This window comes from uncultured Luteimonas sp., from assembly GCF_947492465.1.
Lineage (GTDB): Bacteria > Pseudomonadota > Gammaproteobacteria > Xanthomonadales > Xanthomonadaceae > Luteimonas.
The window spans coordinates 1015782-1034846 of record NZ_CANLNF010000001.1; the positions used below are offsets into that span (position 1 = coordinate 1015782).

The window sequence follows — 19065 nt, forward strand, 5'->3', positions numbered from 1 at the left end:
CTAGAATCGCGGACTGTTTACCCTGCGGTATTCCCCACATGATCGAACTCAATCCCGTGCGCCAGCGCATCGCCGACCTGTCCGGTCGGCTGGATGCGCTGAGGGGGTTTCTTTGACTACGATGCCCGGCGCGAACGGCTCGAGGAAGTAGAGCGCGAGCTCGAGAATCCCGACATCTGGAACGATCCCGATCGCGCCCAGGCGCTGGGACGCGAGCGCTCGCTGCTCGACAAGACGGTCAACGGCATCCGCAACCTCAGCGAAGGCCTGTCCGGGGCCGGCGAGCTGCTGGAGCTGGCCGAGTCGGAGGACGACGAGGACACCGCCCTGGCCGTGGTGGCCGACGTCGATGGCTACCAGAAGGGCGTCGAGCAGCTGGAATTCCAGCGCATGTTCTCCGGCAAGATGGACAGCGCCAACGCGTTCGTCGACATCCAGGCCGGCGCCGGCGGCACCGAGGCGCAGGACTGGGCCGAGATGCTGCTGCGCATGTACCTGCGCTGGTGCGAATCGCGCGGCTGGAAGACCGAGCTGATGGAGGCCAGCGGCGGCGACGTGGCCGGGATCAAGTCCGCCACGCTGCGGGTCGAGGGCGATTTCGCCTATGGCTGGCTCAAGACCGAGACCGGCGTGCACCGGCTGGTGCGCAAGTCGCCGTTCGACTCGGACAACCGCCGCCATACCAGCTTCACCTCGGTGTTCGTGTCGCCCGAAGTCGACGACAACATCGACATCGAGATCAACCCGGCCGACCTCAAGACCGACGTCTACCGCTCCTCCGGCGCCGGCGGCCAGCACGTCAACAAGACCGAGTCGGCCGTGCGCATCACCCACGTGCCGACCGGAATTGTCGTGGCCTGCCAGACCGGTCGCAGCCAGCACCAGAACCGCGACAACGCGATGAAGATGCTGGCCGCCAAGCTCTACGAGCTGGAGATCCAGAAGCGCAACGCCGAGCGCGACGCGGTGGAGGCGACCAAGTCCGACATCGGCTGGGGCAGCCAGATCCGCAACTACGTGCTCGACCAGAGCCGGATCAAGGACCTGCGCACCGGCATCGAGCGCAGCGACACCCAGAAGGTGCTCGACGGCGATCTCGACGAGTTCGTGGAGGCCAGCCTGAAGTCCGGCCTGGAAGTCGGCTCCAAACGCACCGACGCGGTCTGACCGCCCGCCGGCGCCGCTGGCGCCGGCCGTGCGCCCTGCGCTGCATCACCGTTCCATTCCGACCAAGACCGACATGACCGACCCCGCCCAGACCCCGCCCACGCCCGCCGACGAAAACGCACTGATCGCCGAGCGCCGCGCGAAACTGGCGACGCTGCGCGGGCAGGGCGTGGCGTTCCCGAACGATTTCCGGCGCCGCGACGACGCCCAGGACCTGCAGGCGGCCTATGCCGACGCGGACACCTGGACCGGCGAAGCCCTGGAAGCGGAGGGGCGCCGGGTGGCGCTGGCGGGCCGCATGCTGGCCAAGCGCGTCATGGGCAAGGCCGCATTCGCCCAGATCCAGGATGTCAGCGGCCGCATCCAGCTGTTCCTGCAGTCGGCCACGCTGGGCGACACCTATGACGCGTTCAAGGGCTGGGACGTCGGCGACATCGTCGCGGTCGAAGGCACGCTGATGCGCACCCGCACCGGCGAGCTGTCGGTCAAGGCGGAGACCCTGCGCCTGCTGACCAAGTCGCTGCGGCCGCTGCCGGACAAGTGGCACGGCCTGGCCGACGTGGAGCAGCGCTACCGCCAGCGCTACGTCGACCTGGTGGTGACGCCGGAAGCGCGCGAGGTGTTCGTCAGGCGTTCGCGGATCATCGCCGCGATCCGGCGCTGGCTCGACGCGCGCCGCTTCCTCGAAGTGGAGACGCCGATGATGCATTACATCGCCGGCGGCGCCACAGCACGTCCGTTCTGCACGCACCACAACGCCCTCGACCTGGACCTCTACCTGCGCGTCGCGCCGGAGCTCTACCTCAAGCGCCTGGTCGTGGGCGGCTTCGAGCGCGTGTACGAGATCAACCGCAACTTCCGCAACGAGGGCGTCAGTACCCGCCACAATCCCGAGTTCACCATGCTCGAGCTTTACGAGGCCTATGTCGCCTACGACGAGATCATGGACCTCACCGAGGGCCTGATCCGCGACGTGGCGCAGGAGACCCTGGGCACGACCGCGGTCGAATGGGACGGCCACGCCATCGACCTCGGGCCGGCATTCCGCCGCTGGAAGATGGAAGATGCGGTACGCGAACTCAATCCAGGCCTTAGCCAAGCCGACTGCCGCGACCGCGAGGCGCTGGCCCGCCACTGCGCGGCGCTGAAGATCCCGGTCAAGCCTGGCTACGGCTGGGGCAAGCTGCTGCTGGAGATCTTCGAGAAGACGGTCGAACCGGGGCTGGTGCAGCCGACCTTCATCACCCATTACCCGGTCGAGGTCTCGCCCCTGGCGCGCGAGTCCGACAGCGAGCCGGGCATCACCGACCGCTTCGAGCTGTTCATCGGCGGCAAGGAGATCGCCAACGGCTTCTCCGAACTGAACGATCCTGAGGACCAGGCCGCGCGCTTCCGCGCCCAGGTCGAGGCGAAGGACAGCGGCGACGACGAGGCCATGCACTACGACGCCGACTACATCCGGGCGCTGGAAGTGGGCCTGCCGCCGACCGGCGGCCTGGGCGTGGGCATCGACCGGCTGGTGATGCTGCTGACCGGCTCGTCCTCGATCCGCGACGTGCTGCTGTTTCCCTACATGCGGCCGCAGACGGGCAGCCAGGGCGCTTGACGCAGGGGGCGGCGCTCCGACCTGCGTTACCCTGCGTTTGCGTACATACTCTGACGCAGAGTCACAGGACGGAAGGATCCGGCATGGGCACGGGACTTGCTAACAATCCATCCATCGGGCAGCGGTCCGGTCCAGCAGGGCGGGAGCGCATGCCCACGGAGCCAGACGTCCCCATGAACATCGTCATCGTCGACGACCAGACTTCCGCCCGCACCATGCTGCGGCACATCCTCGAGGACATCAGTCCCGAGCTCGACGTGCTCGACTTCGGCGACCCGCAGGCCGCGCTGCGCTGGTGCGAGGAGAACCGCCCGGACCTGCTGCTGCTCGACTACCGCATGCCGGTGATCGACGGCCTGGAATTCGCGCGCCGCTTCCGCAAGCCGCTGCTGCACCGCGACGTTCCGATCGTGCTGGTGACCGTGGTTGGCGACGAACCCATCCGCCAGGCGGCGCTCGACGCCGGCGTCATCGACTTCCTGGTCAAGCCGGTGCGCCCGCGCGAATTGCGCGCCCGCTGCCGCAACCTGCTGCAGCTGCGCCAGCAGTCCGAGTCGATCAAGCAGCGCGCGCTGTCGCTGGAGCAGCGGCTGCTGTCGAGCATGCATGAAGTCGAGGAGCGCGAACGCGAGACGCTCAACCGGCTGGCGCGCGCGATCGAGTACCGGGATTCCGGCACGAGCGCCAACCTGGCGCGCCTGGCCGCGGTGGCTGCGCTAATCGCCGAGCATCTCGGGCTGTTCGAGGACGAGGTGCGGATGATCGAGCTGGCCGCGCCGCTGCACGACATCGGCAAGATCGCCATTCCCGATTCGGTGCTGCTCAAGCCCGGCCCGCTCGACGCGGCGGAAGGCGCGCTGATGCGCGAACATCCGCGCATCGGCCACGACCTGCTGTCCGGCAGCCAGAACCGCTTCATCCAGCTGAGCGCGGTCATCGCGCTGCGCCACCAGGAGCGGTTCGACGGCAGCGGCTATCCCGACGGCCTGGCCGGCGACGAGATCCCGCTGGAGGCGCGCATCGTCGCGGTGGCGGACGTGTTCGACGCGCTGGTGTCGCAGCGGCCGTACAAGCGGGCCTGGAGCATCGACGAGGCGCTGGGCTACATCGGCGACCAGGCCGGCAAGCTGTTCGACCCGGGCTGTGTCGCCGCCCTGCTCAAGGATCGCGAGCGGCTGGAGGCGATCTGCGAGCTGTTCCAGGCAAAGCCCCCCGTGGTCCGGCCGGCGGGCTGAAAGGCGCCGGCCCAGGTCCGTGTCCGCGGCCCGTGTGAGCCTGTCTGGCCACGGCCCGCCTCGAGGGTCGGCTTCCTGCCCGTCGCGACCCGCTGCCGTCCGCGGCACAACCTGTCGTCCAGGGGCAGATTCTGCCCCGGGACGTGCCTGCGGTCAGGCGGTCTCGTCGCGCAAAGCGCGGCGCAGGATCTTGCCCACGTTGGTCTTGGGCAACTCGTCGCGGAACTCCACGATTCGCGGCTGCTTGTAGCCGGTGAGGTTCTGGCGCGCATGCGCCTTGACCTGCTCGGCGGTGAGGGCCGGATCCTTCTTCACGATCACCACCTTGACCGACTCGCCGGAGCGCTCGTCGGGCACGCCGACCGCGGCCACTTCGAGCACGCCGGGCATCATCGCGATGACGTCCTCGATCTCGTTGGGATACACGTTGAAACCCGAGACCAGGATCATGTCCTTCTTGCGGTCGACGATGTAGAAGAAGCCCTGTTCGTCCATCTTCGCCATGTCGCCGGTGTGCAGCCAGCCATCGGCGTCTATCGCCGCGGCGGTGTCCTCGGGACGGTTCCAGTAGCCCTTCATCACCTGCGGGCCGCGGACGCACAGTTCGCCGACCTCGCCGACGGCCAGCATGTTGCCGTCCTCGTCCTTCACGCAGCATTCGGTGGACGGGACCGGCAGGCCGATCGCGCCGTTGTACTCGGCCAGGTTCATCGGATTGATGCAGGCCGCGGGCGAGGTCTCGGTCAGGCCGTAGGCCTCCACCAGGGTCACGCCGGTGACCTTCTTCCAGCGTTCGGCCACCGAACGCTGCACGGCCATGCCGCCGCCCAGGGTGGTGTGCAGCGCAGAGAAGTCGATCTGGTCGAAGCCGGGCGTATTGAGCAGTCCGTTGAAAAGCGTGTTGACGCCGGTGATGGCGGTGAACGGCTCGCGCTTGAGTTCCTTGACGAACCCGGGCATGTCGCGCGGGTTCGTGATCAGGATGTTCTTCGCCCCGAACTTCATGAAGACCAGGCCGTTCGCCGTCAACGCGAAGATGTGGTACAGCGGCAGCGCGGTGACGATCACTTCCTTGCCGGGCGTGACCTCGCCGCCCACCCAGGCCGAAGCCTGCTGCATGTTCGCCACCAGGTTGCGGTGGGTGAGCATCGCGCCCTTGGCCACGCCGGTGGTGCCGCCGGTGTACTGCAGGAAGGCGATGTCGTCGTGGGTGATGGTGATCGCGGGCAACTCGTGGTTGCGCCCCAGCCGCAGCACGTCGCGGAAACGCACCGCGCCCGGGATGTCGAACTCGGGCACCATCTTCTTCACGTTGCGCAGCACGAAGTTGACGATGGCGCCCTTCGGGAAGCCGAGCAGGTCGCCCAGGCCCGTGGTGATGACGTGCTGCACGTCGGTGTGCGGCACCACTTCCTGTACGGTGCTGGCGAAGTTGTCGAGCACCAGGACCACGCTCGTGCCCGAATCCACCAGCTGGTGCTTGAGCTCGCGCGCGGTATACATCGGGTTGACGTTGACCACGGTGAGGCCGGCGCGCAGCACGCCGAAGGTCGCGATCGGGTACTGCAGGCAGTTGGGCATCATGATCGCGACGCGATCGCCCTTCTTGAGCTTCAGCTCGCCGAGCAGGTAGCCTGCGAACTGGCGGCTGAGCTCGTCGATCTGGGCATACGTCAAAGTCTTGCCCATGTTGGTGAACGCGGGACGGTCGCCGTACTGCCGGATGGACTGCTCCAGGACCGCAGGGATCGACTGGAACTCGTCGACATCGATTTCAGCGGGAACACCGGCCGGATACTGCGCAAGCCACGGGCGTTCGATCGTCATGCATTCCCCCTCAACGGACGTTTGGGCCGGCATTCTGGGCGATACCGATCAGTATGGATTGGAGCATAGGGCTTGGACGACTGGCAAGGCGCGCAGACGCGCAGCGCGGGGCGACTGCCGGGACGTCGCGGACCGTACAGTAGCGGGCATGGAAAGCATTGAACGTGGTTGGCATGGCGCGCCCGGCGCGCGGCTGCGCGTGGGTCGCGCGATCGGTGCGTGGCTGGCGATGGTATTGCTGCTGGCGCTGTCCACCTCGTGCGCGCGCGACGACCCCGAGGCTGCGCTGCGCGCGCGGGTGGCCAGTCTGGCCGCCGCCATCGAGGCGCGCGACCCTGCTGCGTTGCAGCAACACCTGGCCGAGGACTTCATCGGCAATGACGGCCTGGACCGCAACGGCGCGCGCAGGCTGGCGATGGGCTTCGCGCTGCGCCATCGCGAGATCGGCCTGACGCTCGGCCCCCTCGACGTGGACATGGCGCCGGCGCACGCCACGGTCCGGAGCAAGGCCATCCTGCGCGGCGGCAGCGGCCGCGCACTGCCCGACAGCGCGCAGGTCTACGACGTCGAATCGGGCTGGCGCCTGGAGGATGGCGAGTGGATGCTGGTGAGCGCAGGCTGGAAGCCGGCCCTCTAGGGCGCTGCGGCGCGGGATCGGGCGGTGGAGCGGCGCCGCGACATTTCACCCCCGCGTCCGAACGCCCTCGCGCTGCGCGCGAGGGCTGGGCTTCCGCCTCGTGTGCCGACGCGGGCTTATTGCCGCGCCGCGAGCTGCCGGAGCACGTAGTGGAGCAGGCCGCCGTGTCGGGTGAGGGCGCGCTGCTGGTGCGGCATGCCGCACAGCGCGGCCGAACGCCCTCGCGCGATGCGCGAGGGCCGGGCTTCCGACCCGTGATGCCGCGGGTCAGCCCTTGCGCGAGGCCAGCTGCCGGAGCACGTAGTGGAGCAGGCCGCCGTGTCGGAAGTACTCCACCTCCTTCGGCGTCAACAGCAGCACATCGACCTCGATGCGCTTCTGCGATCCGTCCGCGCGGGTGGCCACGATGGTCGCCGACTTCGCGCGTCCGTCTTCGAGGCCGACGATGTCGATCACCTCGGTGCCGTCCAGCCCGTGCGTCTGCGCGTTCTCGCCTTCGCGGAACTGCAGCGGCAGCACGCCCATGCCGACCAGGTTGGCCCGGTGAATGCGCTCGAAGCTCTCGGCGACCACCGCCCGGATGCCGAGCAGGTTGGTGCCCTTGGCCGCCCAGTCGCGCGAGGAGCCGGTGCCGTATTCCTTGCCGGCGAACACCACCGTGGGCACGCCCGCGGCGCGGTACTGCATCGCCGCGTCGTAGATCGACATCTTCTCCGGCGAGGCCGTTTCGCCCGGCGCACCGAAGTAAAGCGTGTTGCCGCCTTCCTCGCCGCCGAAGAACAGGTTCTTGATGCGGATGTTGGCGAAGGTGCCGCGCACCATCACATCGTCGTTGCCGCGGCGCGAACCGTAGCTGTTGAAGTCGGCGGGCTGCACCCCGCGCGACTGCAGGAACAGGCCCGCGGGCGAGTCCTTCTTGATCGAACCGGCCGGGGAAATGTGGTCGGTGGTGATCGAGTCTCCGAACATGCCCATGACCCGCGCACCGCGGATGTCGTCGATGTCGCCGACATCCATGGTCATGCCGTCGAAGTAGGGCGGGTTCTTGATGTAGGTGGAGGCCTCGTCCCAGGCGTAGAGGTCGCCATCGGGCGATTCGATCCCGGCCCAGCGGGCGTCGCCCTTGAACACGTCGGCGTAGTTCTGCTTGAACATTTCCGGGCCGACCGTCCTGGCGATGAAGTCGCCGATTTCCTTGTTGCTGGGCCAGATGTCGCGCAGGAACACCGGATTGCCGTCGCGGTCGTGGCCCAGCGGTTCGCGGGTCAGGTCGATGTCGACCGTGCCGGCCAGCGCGTAGGCGACCACCAGCGGCGGCGAGGCGAGGTAGTTCATCTTCACCTCGGCGTGGATGCGGCCCTCGAAGTTGCGGTTGCCCGAGAGCACCGAGGCCACGGCCAGGTCGTTCTCGGCAATGCCGCGGGACACCGCCTGGGGCAGCGGGCCGGAGTTGCCGATGCAGGTGGTGCAGCCGTAGCCGACCACGTGGAAACCCAGCTTCTCCAGATCGTCGAGCACGCCTGCCTTGCGCAGGTAATCGGTGACCACCAGCGAGCCCGGCCCGAGCGAGGTCTTCACCCAGGGTGCCGCCTTGAGTCCCTTGGCGACGGCGTTGCGCGCCAACAGGCCGGCACCGAGCATCACCGCGGGGTTGGAGGTGTTGGTACAGGAGGTGATGGCCGCGATCACCACCGAGCCGTCGCGCAGCTCGTGTTCGCCGTCCTCGAGGCTGATCGTGGAGACCGGCTTGGCGGCCAGGCGTTCTGCCTGCGGCTGGTCGCCCCCTTCCTTCTCGAACCGGCCGACCTGCGGGTCGCGGCCGGCGTCGCGCGCGGCCACCAGCGGGCCGACGTTGTCGCGGAAGTTCTGCTTCACCTCCTCCAGCAGCACGCGGTCCTGCGGGCGCTTCGGACCGGCCAGGGACGGTTTGACTTCGCCCATGTCGAGCTCGAGCACCGACGAGTACGTCGCCGCCGGCTGGCCCGGCTCGTGCCAGAGCCCCTGCGCCCTGGCATAGGCCTCGACCAGCGCGATCTGCTCTTCGCTGCGGCCCGACAGGCGCAGGTAGCGCAGCGCCTCGGCATCGACCGGGAAGATGCCGCAGGTGGCACCGTACTCGGGCGACATGTTGCCGATGGTGGCGCGGTCGGCCAGCGGCAGGTGCTGCAGTCCTTCGCCGAAGAATTCCACGAACTTGCCGACCACCCCGTGCCTGCGCAGCATCTGGGTCACCGTCAGCACCAGGTCGGTGGCGGTCGCGCCTTCGGGCAGCCGCCCGGTCAGGCGGAAACCCACCACCTGCGGGATCAGCATCGACGAGGGCTGGCCGAGCATCGCCGCCTCGGCCTCGATGCCGCCCACGCCCCAGCCCAGCACGCCGATGCCGTTGATCATCGTGGTGTGGCTGTCGGTGCCGAACACCGTATCCGGATAGGCCCAGGTCCTGCCGTCGCGCTCGGCGGTCATCACCACGCGCGCCAGATGCTCCAGGTTGACCTGGTGGACGATGCCTGTGTTGGGCGGCACCACCTTGAAGTTGTCGAACGCCTTCTGCCCCCAGCGCAGGAAACCGTAGCGCTCCTTGTTGCGCTCGAACTCGATCTTGCCGTTGAGGTCGAGCGCGTCGGGCCGGCCGAACACGTCCACCTGCACGGAGTGGTCGATCACCAGTTCGGACGGGATCAGCGGATTGATCTGCTCGGGCCTGCCGCCGAGCCGGACCACCGCATCGCGCATGGCCGCCAGGTCGACCACGCAGGGCACGCCGGTGAAGTCCTGCAGCACCACGCGGGCGGGCATGAAGGCGATCTCGATGTCGGGTTCGGCCTTCGGGTCCCAGTTGGCGACCGCCTCGATGTGCCTGGGGAGCACGGTCACGCCGTCCTCCTGACGGAGCAGGTTCTCCAGCAGGATCTTCATCGAGTACGGCAGACGCGCGATATCGAACCGTTCGCCCAGCTTCGGGAGGCTGGCATAGGTCAGGGACTGGCCGCCGACCTCAAGGGTGGCGTGCGTGGAGAACGTGTCGGCCATGGTGGGACTCCTTTGGCTGTTGGCTGCGGCGTCTGCCGGCGAGTCTACGCGGATCGTTGTTGCCGGCATGCGAGAACCGCCGGGGTCGCGGACAGTATGGGAGCGCAAGTATGGAGTCGAAAGTATGTATAATCCGTCCATACCGTTCCATGCATGGGAGACGCGCGATGGAAGCCACCGTGGCCGAACGCGGCCAGATCACCCTGCCCAAGGCCGTGCGCGATGCGCTGGGACTGACCAAGGGCAGCGTGCTCAAGGTCGAACTCGACGGCAGCCGGATCGTCCTGCGCAAGAGCGTGGACGACGCGATTTCCCGCGTGCGCGGCAAGTTCGCGCTCGATCAGGGCACCAGGAAGGACGGATGATCGCCGTCGACGCGCCGGTGCTGGTGGAACTGCTCGCCGACGGTCCGCGCGCGGATGCGGTCGAGGCCAGCCTGCGCCAGTGCCTGGCCGGCGGACGCGTGGTGCTGTGCGACGTGGCCCTGGCGCAGCTGTGCGCCAGCCTGCGCAACGGCGCCGACGCGCTTGCCGCGCTGGAGGAGATGGGCGTGCATTTCAGCGCGGTCGAGGCCAAGTCCTCGCTGCGCGCGGGCGAGATGGAACGGCGTCACCGGCAGCGCGGTGGAGAGCCGCGCGCCATCGCCGATTTCCTGGTCGGGGCGCACGCGCTGCTGCAGTGCGACGCCCTGGTCACCTTCGACACCGCATTCCACCGCGACTACTTCAAGGGCCTGAAGCTGGTCGTGCCCAAGGCCTGATTTTTTTTCGTGACAGTTTTTCCTGGAGAACCCCGATGTTGGAAGCCTACCGCCACCACGTCGCCGAGCGCGCCGCACTCGGCATCCCGCCGTTGCCGCTGTCCGCGCAGCAGACCGCCGCGGCCATCGAACTGCTCAAGAATCCGCCTGCCGGCGAGGAAGCCTTCCTCGTCGACCTGCTCAGCCACCGCGTCCCGGCGGGTGTGGACGAGGCCGCCAAGGTCAAGGCCTCGTACCTGGCCGCCATCGCCTTCGGCAGCGAGTCGACCCCGCTGATCAGCCGCGAGCGCGCCACCGAGTTGCTCGGCACCATGCTGGGCGGCTACAACGTCGCGCCGCTGGTCCAGCTGCTGGACGACGCCGCGGTCGGCGCGATCGCCGCGGAAGGCCTGAAGAAGACCCTGCTCGTGTTCGACGCCTTCCACGACGTGGAAGAGAAGGCGCGCGGCGGCAACGCCAACGCCCGCGCCGTGCTGCAGAGCTGGGCCGATGCAGAATGGTTCACCTCCAGCCCGGAAGTGCCCGCATCGCTGACCGTCACCGTGTTCAAGGTGCCCGGCGAGACCAATACCGACGACCTGTCGCCGGCACCCGACGCCACCACGCGGCCGGACATCCCCATGCATGCGCTGGCGATGCTCAAGAACAGGCGTCCCGACGCCCCGTTCGTGCCGGAAGAGGACGGCAGGCGCGGCCCGATCCAGGAAATCCTCTCGCTCAAGGACAAGGGCCACCTGGTCGCCTACGTCGGCGACGTGGTCGGCACCGGTTCGAGCCGCAAGTCGGCCACCAACTCGGTGCTGTGGTGGACCGGCGACGACATCCCGTACATCCCCAACAAGCGCGCCGGCGGCGTGTGCCTGGGCAGCAAGATCGCGCCGATCTTCTACAACACGATGGAAGACGCCGGCGCACTGCCGATCGAACTCGACGTCTCGCAGATGCACCACGGCGACGTGGTCGAACTGCGCCCCTACGAGGGCAAGGCGCTCAAGAACGGCGAGGTGATCGCCGAATTCCAGGTCAAGTCCGAGGTGCTGTTCGACGAGGTGCGCGCCGGCGGCCGCATTCCGCTGATCATCGGCCGTGGCCTGACCGCGCGTGCGCGCGAGTCCCTGGGCCTGCCGGTGACCGACCTGTTCCGCCTGCCGCAGCAGCCGGCCGACAGCGGCAAGGGCTACTCGCTGGCGCAGAAGATGGTCGGTCGCGCCTGCGGCCTGCCGGACGGGCAGGGCGTGCGCCCGGGCACCTACTGCGAGCCGAAGATGACGTCGGTGGGTTCGCAGGACACCACCGGCCCGATGACCCGCGACGAGCTCAAGGACCTGGCCTGCCTGGGCTTCTCCGCCGACCTGGTGATGCAGTCGTTCTGCCACACGGCCGCCTATCCCAAGCCGGTCGACGTCAAGACCCACCACACCCTGCCGGAGTTCATCTCCACCCGCGGCGGCATCTCGCTGCGCCCCGGCGACGGCGTGATCCACAGCTGGCTCAACCGCATGCTGCTGCCCGACACGGTCGGCACGGGCGGCGACTCGCACACGCGCTTCCCGGTGGGCATTTCGTTCCCGGCCGGCTCGGGCCTAGTCGCCTTCGCGGCGGCCACCGGCGTGATGCCGCTGGACATGCCCGAGTCGGTGCTGGTGCGCTTCAAGGGGCAGATGCAGCCGGGCGTGACCCTGCGCGACCTGGTCAACGCGATCCCGTACTACGCGATCAAGGCCGGCCTGCTGACGGTCGCCAAGCAGGGCAAGAAGAACATCTTCTCCGGCCGCATCCTCGAGATCGAGGGCCTGCCGGACCTGAAGGTGGAGCAGGCCTTCGAACTGTCCGACGCCTCGGCCGAGCGCTCGGCCGCGGGCTGCACGGTGCGGCTCGACAAGGCGCCGATCATCGAGTACCTCACCAGCAACATCACCCTGCTGAAGTGGATGATCGCCGAGGGTTATGCGGACGCCCGTTCGCTGGCGCGCCGCATCGCGAAGATGGAAGAGTGGCTGGCCAACCCGCAGCTGCTCGAGCCCGATGCCGATGCCGAATACGCCGCGGTGATCGAGATCGACCTGGCCGACGTGCACGAGCCGCTGCTTGCCTGCCCGAACGACCCGGACGATGTGAAGACGCTGTCCGACGTGGCCGGCACGAAGATCGACGAAGTGTTCATCGGGTCGTGCATGACCAACATCGGCCACTTCCGCGCCGCGGCCAAGCTGCTGGAAGGCAAGCGCGATATCCCGACCCGCCTGTGGGTCGCACCGCCCACCAAGATGGATGCCTCCGAACTCACCAAGGAAGGCGTGTACGGCACCTTCGGCACCGCCGGTGCGCGCATGGAGATGCCGGGCTGCTCGCTGTGCATGGGCAACCAGGCGCAGGTGCGTGAGGGCGCGACGGTGTTCTCCACCTCCACGCGCAACTTCCCCAACCGCCTGGGGCGCAACTCCAACGTGTTCCTCGGCTCGGCGGAACTGGCGGCGATCTGCTCGCGACTGGGCAAGATCCCCTCCAGGGAGGAGTACATGGCGGACATCGGCGTGATCAACGAACAGGGCGCCGAGATCTACCGCTACATGAACTTCGACCAGATCGAGGAATACCGCGAGACGGCGGAGGCTGTCCCGGCCGCCTGATCCACGCAGCGGCATCGAGGCGAACGCCCGGCCAGTCCGGGCGTTTGCCTGCCAGCGCCGCGCATGCCGCGTTGCCGTGCCGGCATCCTTCCTTCCCGTCCCTGGTTCCACGCATGCACTCCATCCGACAGCCGGTCTCGACGACCGGCCGCTTCTTCTCGGTCGTGGCACTGATCGAAGCCTTCACCTGGGCCGGCCTGCTGGCCGGGATGTACCTCAAGTACGTCAGCGGCACGACCGACCTCGGCGTCTGGCTGTTCGGCCGCCTGCATGGCGCGGCCTTCCTGCTGTACCTGGCGACGGCGTTCGTGGCGGGCGCCAGGCTGCGCTGGCCGCTGTGGGCGCTGCTGCTGGCGGTGCTGGCGGCGATTCCGCCGCTGGTCACGCTGCCGCTTGAGCTGTGGTTCCGGCGCCGCGGGCTGCTGTCGGCGCCGGCGACGGCCGCGGCCGTGGAGCCGGATCCTCGCTGAAGCCAGGCGCGCACCGTGGCGACCGGCAGTGCCGCCAGCCCCGGCCATGCGCACGCATCCGTGCCGCCGGCCTTGCCCTGCGTCCTCCAGCGGCGCGGATGGCGGAGTCCGCGACACCGGCTGGCGCGAGGCCACCGGGATCCTGCCGCGCACGCGGCTCGGTCGCGCGGCCATCGGCTTTCCCGCGCCGCGGACGGCGCCCGGCCGGCTCAGTCCAGCCAGCCCTCGATCGACTGCTGCAGGGCGCGCTTGCGCAGGAACAGGTCCCAGACGCTGCCGCCGACCTGGCGCCACAGCACCGCCGAACGCAGCGCGGCGAGCAGGATGGCGCGGATCTCGGCCACCACGCCGGCCTGGCCCAGATAGTGCGGATTGCCCTGGACCATGACCTTGGGCCGGAGCTGGCTCACGGTGTCGGCATAAAGGGTGCCCAGCGCCGACAGCACCTGCGGATGGCTGCTGCCCAGTTCCTGCGCCTGCGGGCGAATGGCGAGGATGCCTTCGTGCACGCGGCCGGCCATCTCCTCGTCGGCGACGAAGCGCCGCTCCAGCTGGCTGACCGCCAGGCCGAGCTTGGGCAGCTGCGGGTCGTCGCCCTGGCTGGACAGGAAGTCGCGCAGCAGGAGCAGCCCGGGACGCAGGTTGCGCGCCCCGCCGTAGACCTCCTCGGGCGAGTCGGCATCGATGCGGAATACGCTGTCCAGGCAGGTCGCAAGGATGCTGGCGTCGGCCTGGCCGGTTTCGGCGATGCGGCGCACCTGCCGCAGTGCCTGCGCCAGTCCAGCCAAGGCGAGGACGCGATCGTCCATCATGCCGCGGCCCCGCGCATGCGCTGCTCGAGCGCCGCGTCGGTGGCGGCGATGATCGCACCGCCCAGGCAGGCATCGCCGTCGTAGAGCACCACGGACTGGCCGGGGGTGACCGCACGCTGCGGATTGCGGAAGGCCACCTCGAGGTTGCCGCTGGATTCGTCGATGCTCACCTGGCAGGGTTCCTCCGGTTGCCGGTAACGGGTCTGGGCGGTGCAGTCGAAGCGGCGCGCCGGCGGGCTTCCGCCGATCCAGTGCGCCGGCTCGCTCCACAGCCGCGTCGATCTGAGATAGGGGCTGTCGCTGCCCTGGTCAACCACCAGCACGTTGCGCGCGACATCCTTGCCGACCACGTACCAGGGCGCCGCGTCGAAACCGCGCAGCCCGCCCAGCTGCAGGCCTTCGCGCTGGCCGAGGGTGAAATAGAACACGCCCGGATGGCGGCCGACCACGCGCCCGTCGGGCGTCTGCATCTCGCCCTCGCGCGCGGGCAGGTACTGCGACAGGAAGCTGCGGAAATCGCGCTCGCCGATGAAGCAGATGCCGGTGGAATCCTTCTTGGCCGCGGTCGGCAGGCCGGCCTCGCGCGCCATCGTCCGCACCTCGGTCTTGGCCAGCCCGCCGAGCGGGAACACGGTCGCCGCCAGCTGCTCCTGGCCGAGCTGGTGCAGGAAATAGGTCTGGTCCTTGCCGCGATCGGCCGCGCGCAGCAGCCGCCACTGGCCGCCCCGGCGCGCCACGCCGGCGTAATGGCCGGTGGCGATCTTCTCCGCCCCCAGCTCGCGCGCCGCGTCGAGGAAATGCCGGAACTTGATCTCGCGGTTGCACAGCACGTCCGGGTTCGGCGTACGCCCGGCGGCGTACTCGGCGATGAAGTGCTCGAACACGCCGCTCCAGTACTCGGACGAGAAATCGCGGAAATGGACCGGGATGCCCAGCCGGCCGCAGACCGCGACCGCGTCGCGGCGGTCGTCCTCGGCGCGGCATTCGCCGCTGCCATCATCCGCCCAGTTCTGCATGAACAACCCGGCGATCGGCGTGCCGGCATCGCGCAGTAGCAGCGCGGCGACCGAGGAATCCACGCCGCCGGACATGCCGACGATGACCTGCGGGCCGCTCATTCCAGGTGCTGCACCAGCGACAGCGGATGCCGGCGTCCGGCCAGGTGGTCGGCCACGACCTGCCAGACCAGCGGGCTGCGGTGGCGGGCCGATTCGGCGCGCAGCTCGGATGGCGCCAGCCACAGGGCACGTTCGATGCCCTCGTCCAGCGTCCGCTTCGGATCGTGCCGCAGCGGCTCGGCGGCGAAGGCGAAGCGCAGGTAGTGGCGGCCGGTCTCCGGCGCCTTCCACTGGTAGGCGCCGATGAAGGCGGTCAGGCGCACATCCCAGCCGGTTTCCTCGCGGGTCTCGCGCAGCGCCGCTTCCATCAGGCTTTCGTCCGGCTCCAGGTGGCCGGCCGGCTGGTTGATGACCAGCCGTCCGCCCGCCCGCTCCTCGACGCACAGCAGCCGGCCGCCGTCGACCACGACCGTGGCCACGGTCACGTCCGGTTGCCAGAAGCGGCCTTCGCGATAGCTCATGGCTCAGAGTTCGTCGCGATCGCCACTGAGCTCGATTTCCTTGTCGTCGGCGACCTGGGCCACGACGTCCAGCGCCGCCTCCAGGCCCGCGCCGTCGACGCTGTCGGGCAGCTTGATCACGAAGTACAGCACGTCGCCGGCGACCTCCCAGGCGCCGAGCTTCTGGCTGCGGCTGTCCCCGAGCAGTTCGAGGGCGCGGCGGCCATCGACGCGGTCCTGCTCCAGGCGCGCGGCCGGGGCGAACACCTCGCGGATGCGGAAGCCTGCGATGTCCTCGGTGCCGCCGGAGACGAACGCCAGCTGGGTGCGGCCTTCCTCGCTGTAGTTGTAGATCACCTTGTAGTCGCCGTCCTCGTCGACCGTGTAGGTCACGCCGCGCGCGTCCAGGCGCTTGGCCACCGACGTGTCGGCCCAGGCGGGCAGGGTGGCCAGGACGGCCAGCGCCCCGATGGCCAGCATCAGCGGAATGCGGTGTTTCATTGCGGGTCCCCTCGGTTGGAGCCGGGATTGTCTCGCGCCGGGCAGCGCGGCGTCCATGGCGGGCACCCGGGGCCGTCGCGTCGCGCCGCGTCCGTATAATTGGCCGATGACCCGCAAGCATCCCGAACACGAACACGGCACCGTCGTCGAGAGCGGCAAGCCGGAGCTGGCGCGGCCGCCGCTGTACTCGGTGCTGTTGCTGAACGACGACTACACGCCCATGGACTTCGTGGTCGACGTCCTGGTGCGGTTCTTCGCCATGGACCTGGAAAAGGCCACCCAGGTGATGCTGCATGTCCACACCCGGGGGCGGGGGGTCTGCGGCGTGTTCAGCCGGGAAGTCGCCGAGTCCAAGGTGGCGCAGGTGAACGAATATGCCCGGCTCAACCAGCACCCCTTGCTCTGCACCATGGAAAAGGCCTAAAAGGGGCTCAGGCCGGGGCATGGAAAAGCCGGAAACGCGGCCCCATACAGGCTGCAGTTCCCTGGAGGTTCCCTCCCCATGTTCAGCAAGGATCTCGAGTACAGCATCGGCCAGTGCTACAAGCGCGCCCGCGAGGCGCGCGACGAGTACATGACGGTCGAGCACCTGCTGCTTGCACTGCTCGACAACCCCTCGGCCGAAGCCGTGCTCAAGGCCACCGGCGCGGACTTCGAGCGCCTGCGCGGCGACCTGGAGCAGGCCATCCTGACGTCGGTGTCGAAGCTGCCGGAAGACGACGGCCGCGATACCCAGCCCACGCTGGGCTTCCAGCGCGTGCTGCAGCGGGCCGTCTACCACGTCCAGTCCTCGGGCAAGAAGGAGGTCACCGGCGCCAACGTGCTGGTGGCGATCTTCGGCGAGAAGGATTCGCACGCGGTGTATTTCCTGCACCAGCAGGACGTCACGCGCCTGGACGTCGTCAACTACATGTCGCACGGCATCGCCAAGAGCGGCGGCGAGGCGCCGGAACAGCCGGGCGAGGACGCCGCGGCCCGGGCCGAAGGCGCCGAAGGCGAAACCAAGGGCGACGCGCTGGCCGACTACGCCACCGACCTCAACGCCATGGCCCGCGAGGGCCGGATAGACCCCCTGGTCGGGCGCGCCGAGGAGGTGGAGCGCACCATTCAGGTGCTTTGCCGCCGTCGCAAGAACAACCCGCTGTACGTCGGCGAGGCCGGGGTCGGCAAGACCGCGATCGCCGAAGGCCTGGCGCGCCGCATCGTGCACGGTGAGGTGCCCGAGGTGCTGGCCGACGCGACGATCTATTCGCTCGACCTGGGCGCGTTGGTGGCTGGGACCAAGTACCGCGGCGACTTCGAGAAGCGGCTCAAGGCCGTGCTCTCGGCGATCCGCAAGCACCCCGGCGCGATCCTGTTCATCGACGAGATCCACACCATCATCGGCGCCGGTTCCGCCTCGGGCGGGACGATGGACGCGTCCAATCTGATCAAGCCGGCGCTGGCCTCCGGCGAGCTGCGCTGCATTGGCTCGACCACGTTCCAGGAATACCGCGGCATCTTCGAGAAGGACCGTGCGCTGGCGCGGCGCTTCCAGAAGATCGACATCGTCGAGCCCACCGTGGGCGAGGCCTACGAGATCCTGCGCGGCCTGAAGTCCAAGTACGAGGAACACCACGACGTCCGCTACGAGGACGATGCGCTGCAGGCCGCGGTCGACCTGTCGGTCAAGCACATCGGCGACCGGCTGCTGCCGGACAAGGCGATCGACGTGATCGACGAGGCCGGGGCACGCCAGCGGCTGCTGCCGGCGGACCTGCGCAAGCAGCTGATCGACGTGGAGGAGGTGGAGGCCATCGTCGCCAAGATGGCGCGCATCCCGACCAAGCAGGTCAGCGCGTCCGACAAGGACGTGCTCGAGCACCTGGAGCGCAACCTGAAGATGGTGATCTTCGGGCAGGACCCGGCGATCGAGACCCTGACCTCGGCGATCAAGCTTGCGCGCAGCGGCCTGGCCAACCCGGACAAGCCGATCGGCAACTTCCTGTTCGCCGGCCCCACCGGCGTGGGCAAGACCGAGGTCACCCGCCAGCTGGCGCTGCAGCTGGGCATCGAGCTGGTGCGCTTCGACATGTCCGAGTACATGGAACCGCATTCGGTGTCGCGCCTGATCGGCGCGCCTCCCGGCTACGTCGGCTTCGACCAGGGCGGCCTGCTGACCGAGAAGATCGTCAAGACGCCGCACTGCGTGCTGCTGCTCGACGAAGTGGAGAAGGCGCATCCGGACATCTTCAACATCCTGTTGCAGGTGATGGACCGCGGCGTGCTCACCGACACCAACGGGCGCGAGGCGAACTTCCGCAACGTGATCCTGGTGATGACCACCAACGCCGGCGCGGCGCAGGCCTCGCGTCGTTCGATCGGCTTCACCCGCCAGGACCACAGCACCGACGCGATGGAAGTGATCCGCAAGGGCTTCACCCCGGAGTTCCGCAACCGGCTCGATGCGATCGTGCAGTTCCAGGCGCTGGGCATGGACCACATCCTGCGCGTGGTCGACAAGTTCCTGATCGAGCTGGAAACCCAGCTGCACGAGAAGAACGTGGCGATGACGAGCACGCCGGCGGCGCGCGACTGGCTGGCCGCGCACGGCTTCGATCCGCAGATGGGCGCACGGCCGATGGCGCGGGTGATCCAGGACAAGGTCAAGCGTCCGCTGGCCGACGAGCTGCTGTTCGGCAAGCTCGTCAACGGCGGCCGCGTCGGCATCGACGTCAAGGACGACGAGCTGGTGGTCGAGACCTTCGCCGAGCCGGAGAAGCTGCTCCCGGCCACCGTGGAGTGAACTGAGTACGCGCGACGGAAAAAAGGCGGCCATTGGCCGCCTTT

The 19065-nt window shown here is 68.6% G+C and carries 16 protein-coding genes; 10 read left to right on the top strand and 6 right to left on the bottom strand.

Going from position 1 to position 19065, the window contains the following annotated elements; translation table 11 throughout:
- Positions 1–38: 38 nt before the first annotated feature.
- The 3 genes from prfB to Q0863_RS04490 all read left to right on the top strand — a co-directional run bounded on the left by prfB (position 39) and on the right by Q0863_RS04490 (position 4008).
- A protein-coding gene (prfB, locus tag Q0863_RS04480; protein ID WP_298575483.1) for a peptide chain release factor 2 occupies positions 39–1167 on the top strand; the annotation gives its coding sequence in 2 pieces (ribosomal slippage) (positions 39–113 and positions 115–1167; 1128 coding nt in all).
- Between the two features lie 73 nt (positions 1168–1240).
- A complete protein-coding gene (lysS, locus tag Q0863_RS04485) occupies positions 1241–2773 on the top strand; it encodes a lysine--tRNA ligase (RefSeq protein WP_298575485.1) in 1533 nt (510 codons plus the stop codon).
- A 173-nt stretch (positions 2774–2946) separates the two neighbouring features.
- Positions 2947–4008, top strand: coding sequence for an HD domain-containing phosphohydrolase (locus Q0863_RS04490; protein WP_298575487.1), 1062 nt, complete (start codon positions 2947–2949; stop codon positions 4006–4008).
- A 153-nt stretch (positions 4009–4161) separates the two neighbouring features.
- Here the strand turns inward: Q0863_RS04490 and Q0863_RS04495 are convergent, their stop codons facing one another.
- The gene (locus tag Q0863_RS04495; protein ID WP_298575491.1) at positions 4162–5835 is read right to left on the bottom strand and encodes a long-chain fatty acid--CoA ligase; all 1674 of its coding nucleotides are present in this window, start codon (positions 5833–5835) and stop codon (positions 4162–4164) included.
- A gap of 148 nt (positions 5836–5983) precedes the next feature.
- Here Q0863_RS04495 and Q0863_RS04500 point away from each other — a divergent pair, with 148 nt between their 5' ends.
- Positions 5984–6472 (top strand): nuclear transport factor 2 family protein, encoded by a 489-nt coding sequence (locus tag Q0863_RS04500; RefSeq protein WP_298575493.1) that lies wholly within the window; start codon positions 5984–5986, stop codon positions 6470–6472.
- Positions 6473–6739: 267 nt separating this feature from the next.
- Here the strand turns inward: Q0863_RS04500 and acnA are convergent, their stop codons facing one another.
- Entirely contained in the window at positions 6740–9505 is a 2766-nt protein-coding gene (acnA, locus tag Q0863_RS04505) for an aconitate hydratase AcnA (RefSeq protein ID WP_298575495.1), read from the bottom strand.
- 167 nt (positions 9506–9672) lie between these two features.
- On the opposite strand from acnA, the gene Q0863_RS04510 reads away from it, so the two are divergent.
- From Q0863_RS04510 to Q0863_RS04525, 4 genes are all read left to right on the top strand, one after another.
- Complete coding sequence (locus tag Q0863_RS04510; RefSeq protein WP_298575498.1) at positions 9673–9870, top strand: AbrB/MazE/SpoVT family DNA-binding domain-containing protein; 198 nt, start codon at positions 9673–9675, stop codon at positions 9868–9870.
- On the top strand, positions 9867–10265 hold the full coding sequence (locus Q0863_RS04515; RefSeq protein ID WP_298575500.1) for a type II toxin-antitoxin system VapC family toxin: 399 nt from the start codon (positions 9867–9869) through the stop codon (positions 10263–10265). Before Q0863_RS04510 ends, Q0863_RS04515 begins: the two co-directional genes overlap by 4 nt.
- A gap of 35 nt (positions 10266–10300) precedes the next feature.
- Positions 10301–12895 (top strand): bifunctional aconitate hydratase 2/2-methylisocitrate dehydratase, encoded by a 2595-nt coding sequence (acnB, locus tag Q0863_RS04520; RefSeq protein ID WP_298575503.1) that lies wholly within the window; start codon positions 10301–10303, stop codon positions 12893–12895.
- A 113-nt stretch (positions 12896–13008) separates the two neighbouring features.
- Positions 13009–13365, top strand: coding sequence for a DUF3817 domain-containing protein (locus Q0863_RS04525; protein ID WP_298575506.1), 357 nt, complete (start codon positions 13009–13011; stop codon positions 13363–13365).
- Positions 13366–13574: 209 nt separating this feature from the next.
- Here Q0863_RS04525 and hflD read toward each other — a convergent pair whose 3' ends face one another.
- The 4 genes from hflD to Q0863_RS04545 are packed head-to-tail and all read right to left on the bottom strand — an operon-like array spanning position 13575 to position 16236.
- Entirely contained in the window at positions 13575–14174 is a 600-nt protein-coding gene (gene hflD / locus Q0863_RS04530; RefSeq protein ID WP_298575915.1) for a high frequency lysogenization protein HflD, read from the bottom strand.
- Positions 14174–15295 carry a tRNA 2-thiouridine(34) synthase MnmA gene (mnmA, locus tag Q0863_RS04535; protein WP_298575508.1) on the bottom strand — a complete coding sequence of 374 codons (1122 nt, stop codon included), beginning with the start codon at positions 15293–15295 and terminating at the stop codon, positions 14174–14176. Before mnmA ends, hflD begins: the two co-directional genes overlap by 1 nt.
- Positions 15292–15756 (bottom strand): NUDIX hydrolase, encoded by a 465-nt coding sequence (locus Q0863_RS04540; protein WP_298575511.1) that lies wholly within the window; start codon positions 15754–15756, stop codon positions 15292–15294. The genes mnmA and Q0863_RS04540 overlap by 4 nt, the downstream gene beginning before the upstream one ends.
- 3 nt (positions 15757–15759) lie before the next feature.
- Positions 15760–16236 (bottom strand): hypothetical protein, encoded by a 477-nt coding sequence (locus Q0863_RS04545; protein ID WP_298575514.1) that lies wholly within the window; start codon positions 16234–16236, stop codon positions 15760–15762.
- A 106-nt stretch (positions 16237–16342) separates the two neighbouring features.
- Here Q0863_RS04545 and clpS point away from each other — a divergent pair, with 106 nt between their 5' ends.
- Both clpS and clpA read left to right on the top strand, forming a co-directional pair.
- Positions 16343–16660, top strand: coding sequence for an ATP-dependent Clp protease adapter ClpS (gene clpS / locus Q0863_RS04550; RefSeq protein ID WP_298575516.1), 318 nt, complete (start codon positions 16343–16345; stop codon positions 16658–16660).
- A 78-nt stretch (positions 16661–16738) separates the two neighbouring features.
- The gene (gene clpA / locus Q0863_RS04555) at positions 16739–19021 is read left to right on the top strand and encodes an ATP-dependent Clp protease ATP-binding subunit ClpA (protein WP_298575518.1); all 2283 of its coding nucleotides are present in this window, start codon (positions 16739–16741) and stop codon (positions 19019–19021) included.
- Positions 19022–19065 lie beyond the last annotated feature (44 nt).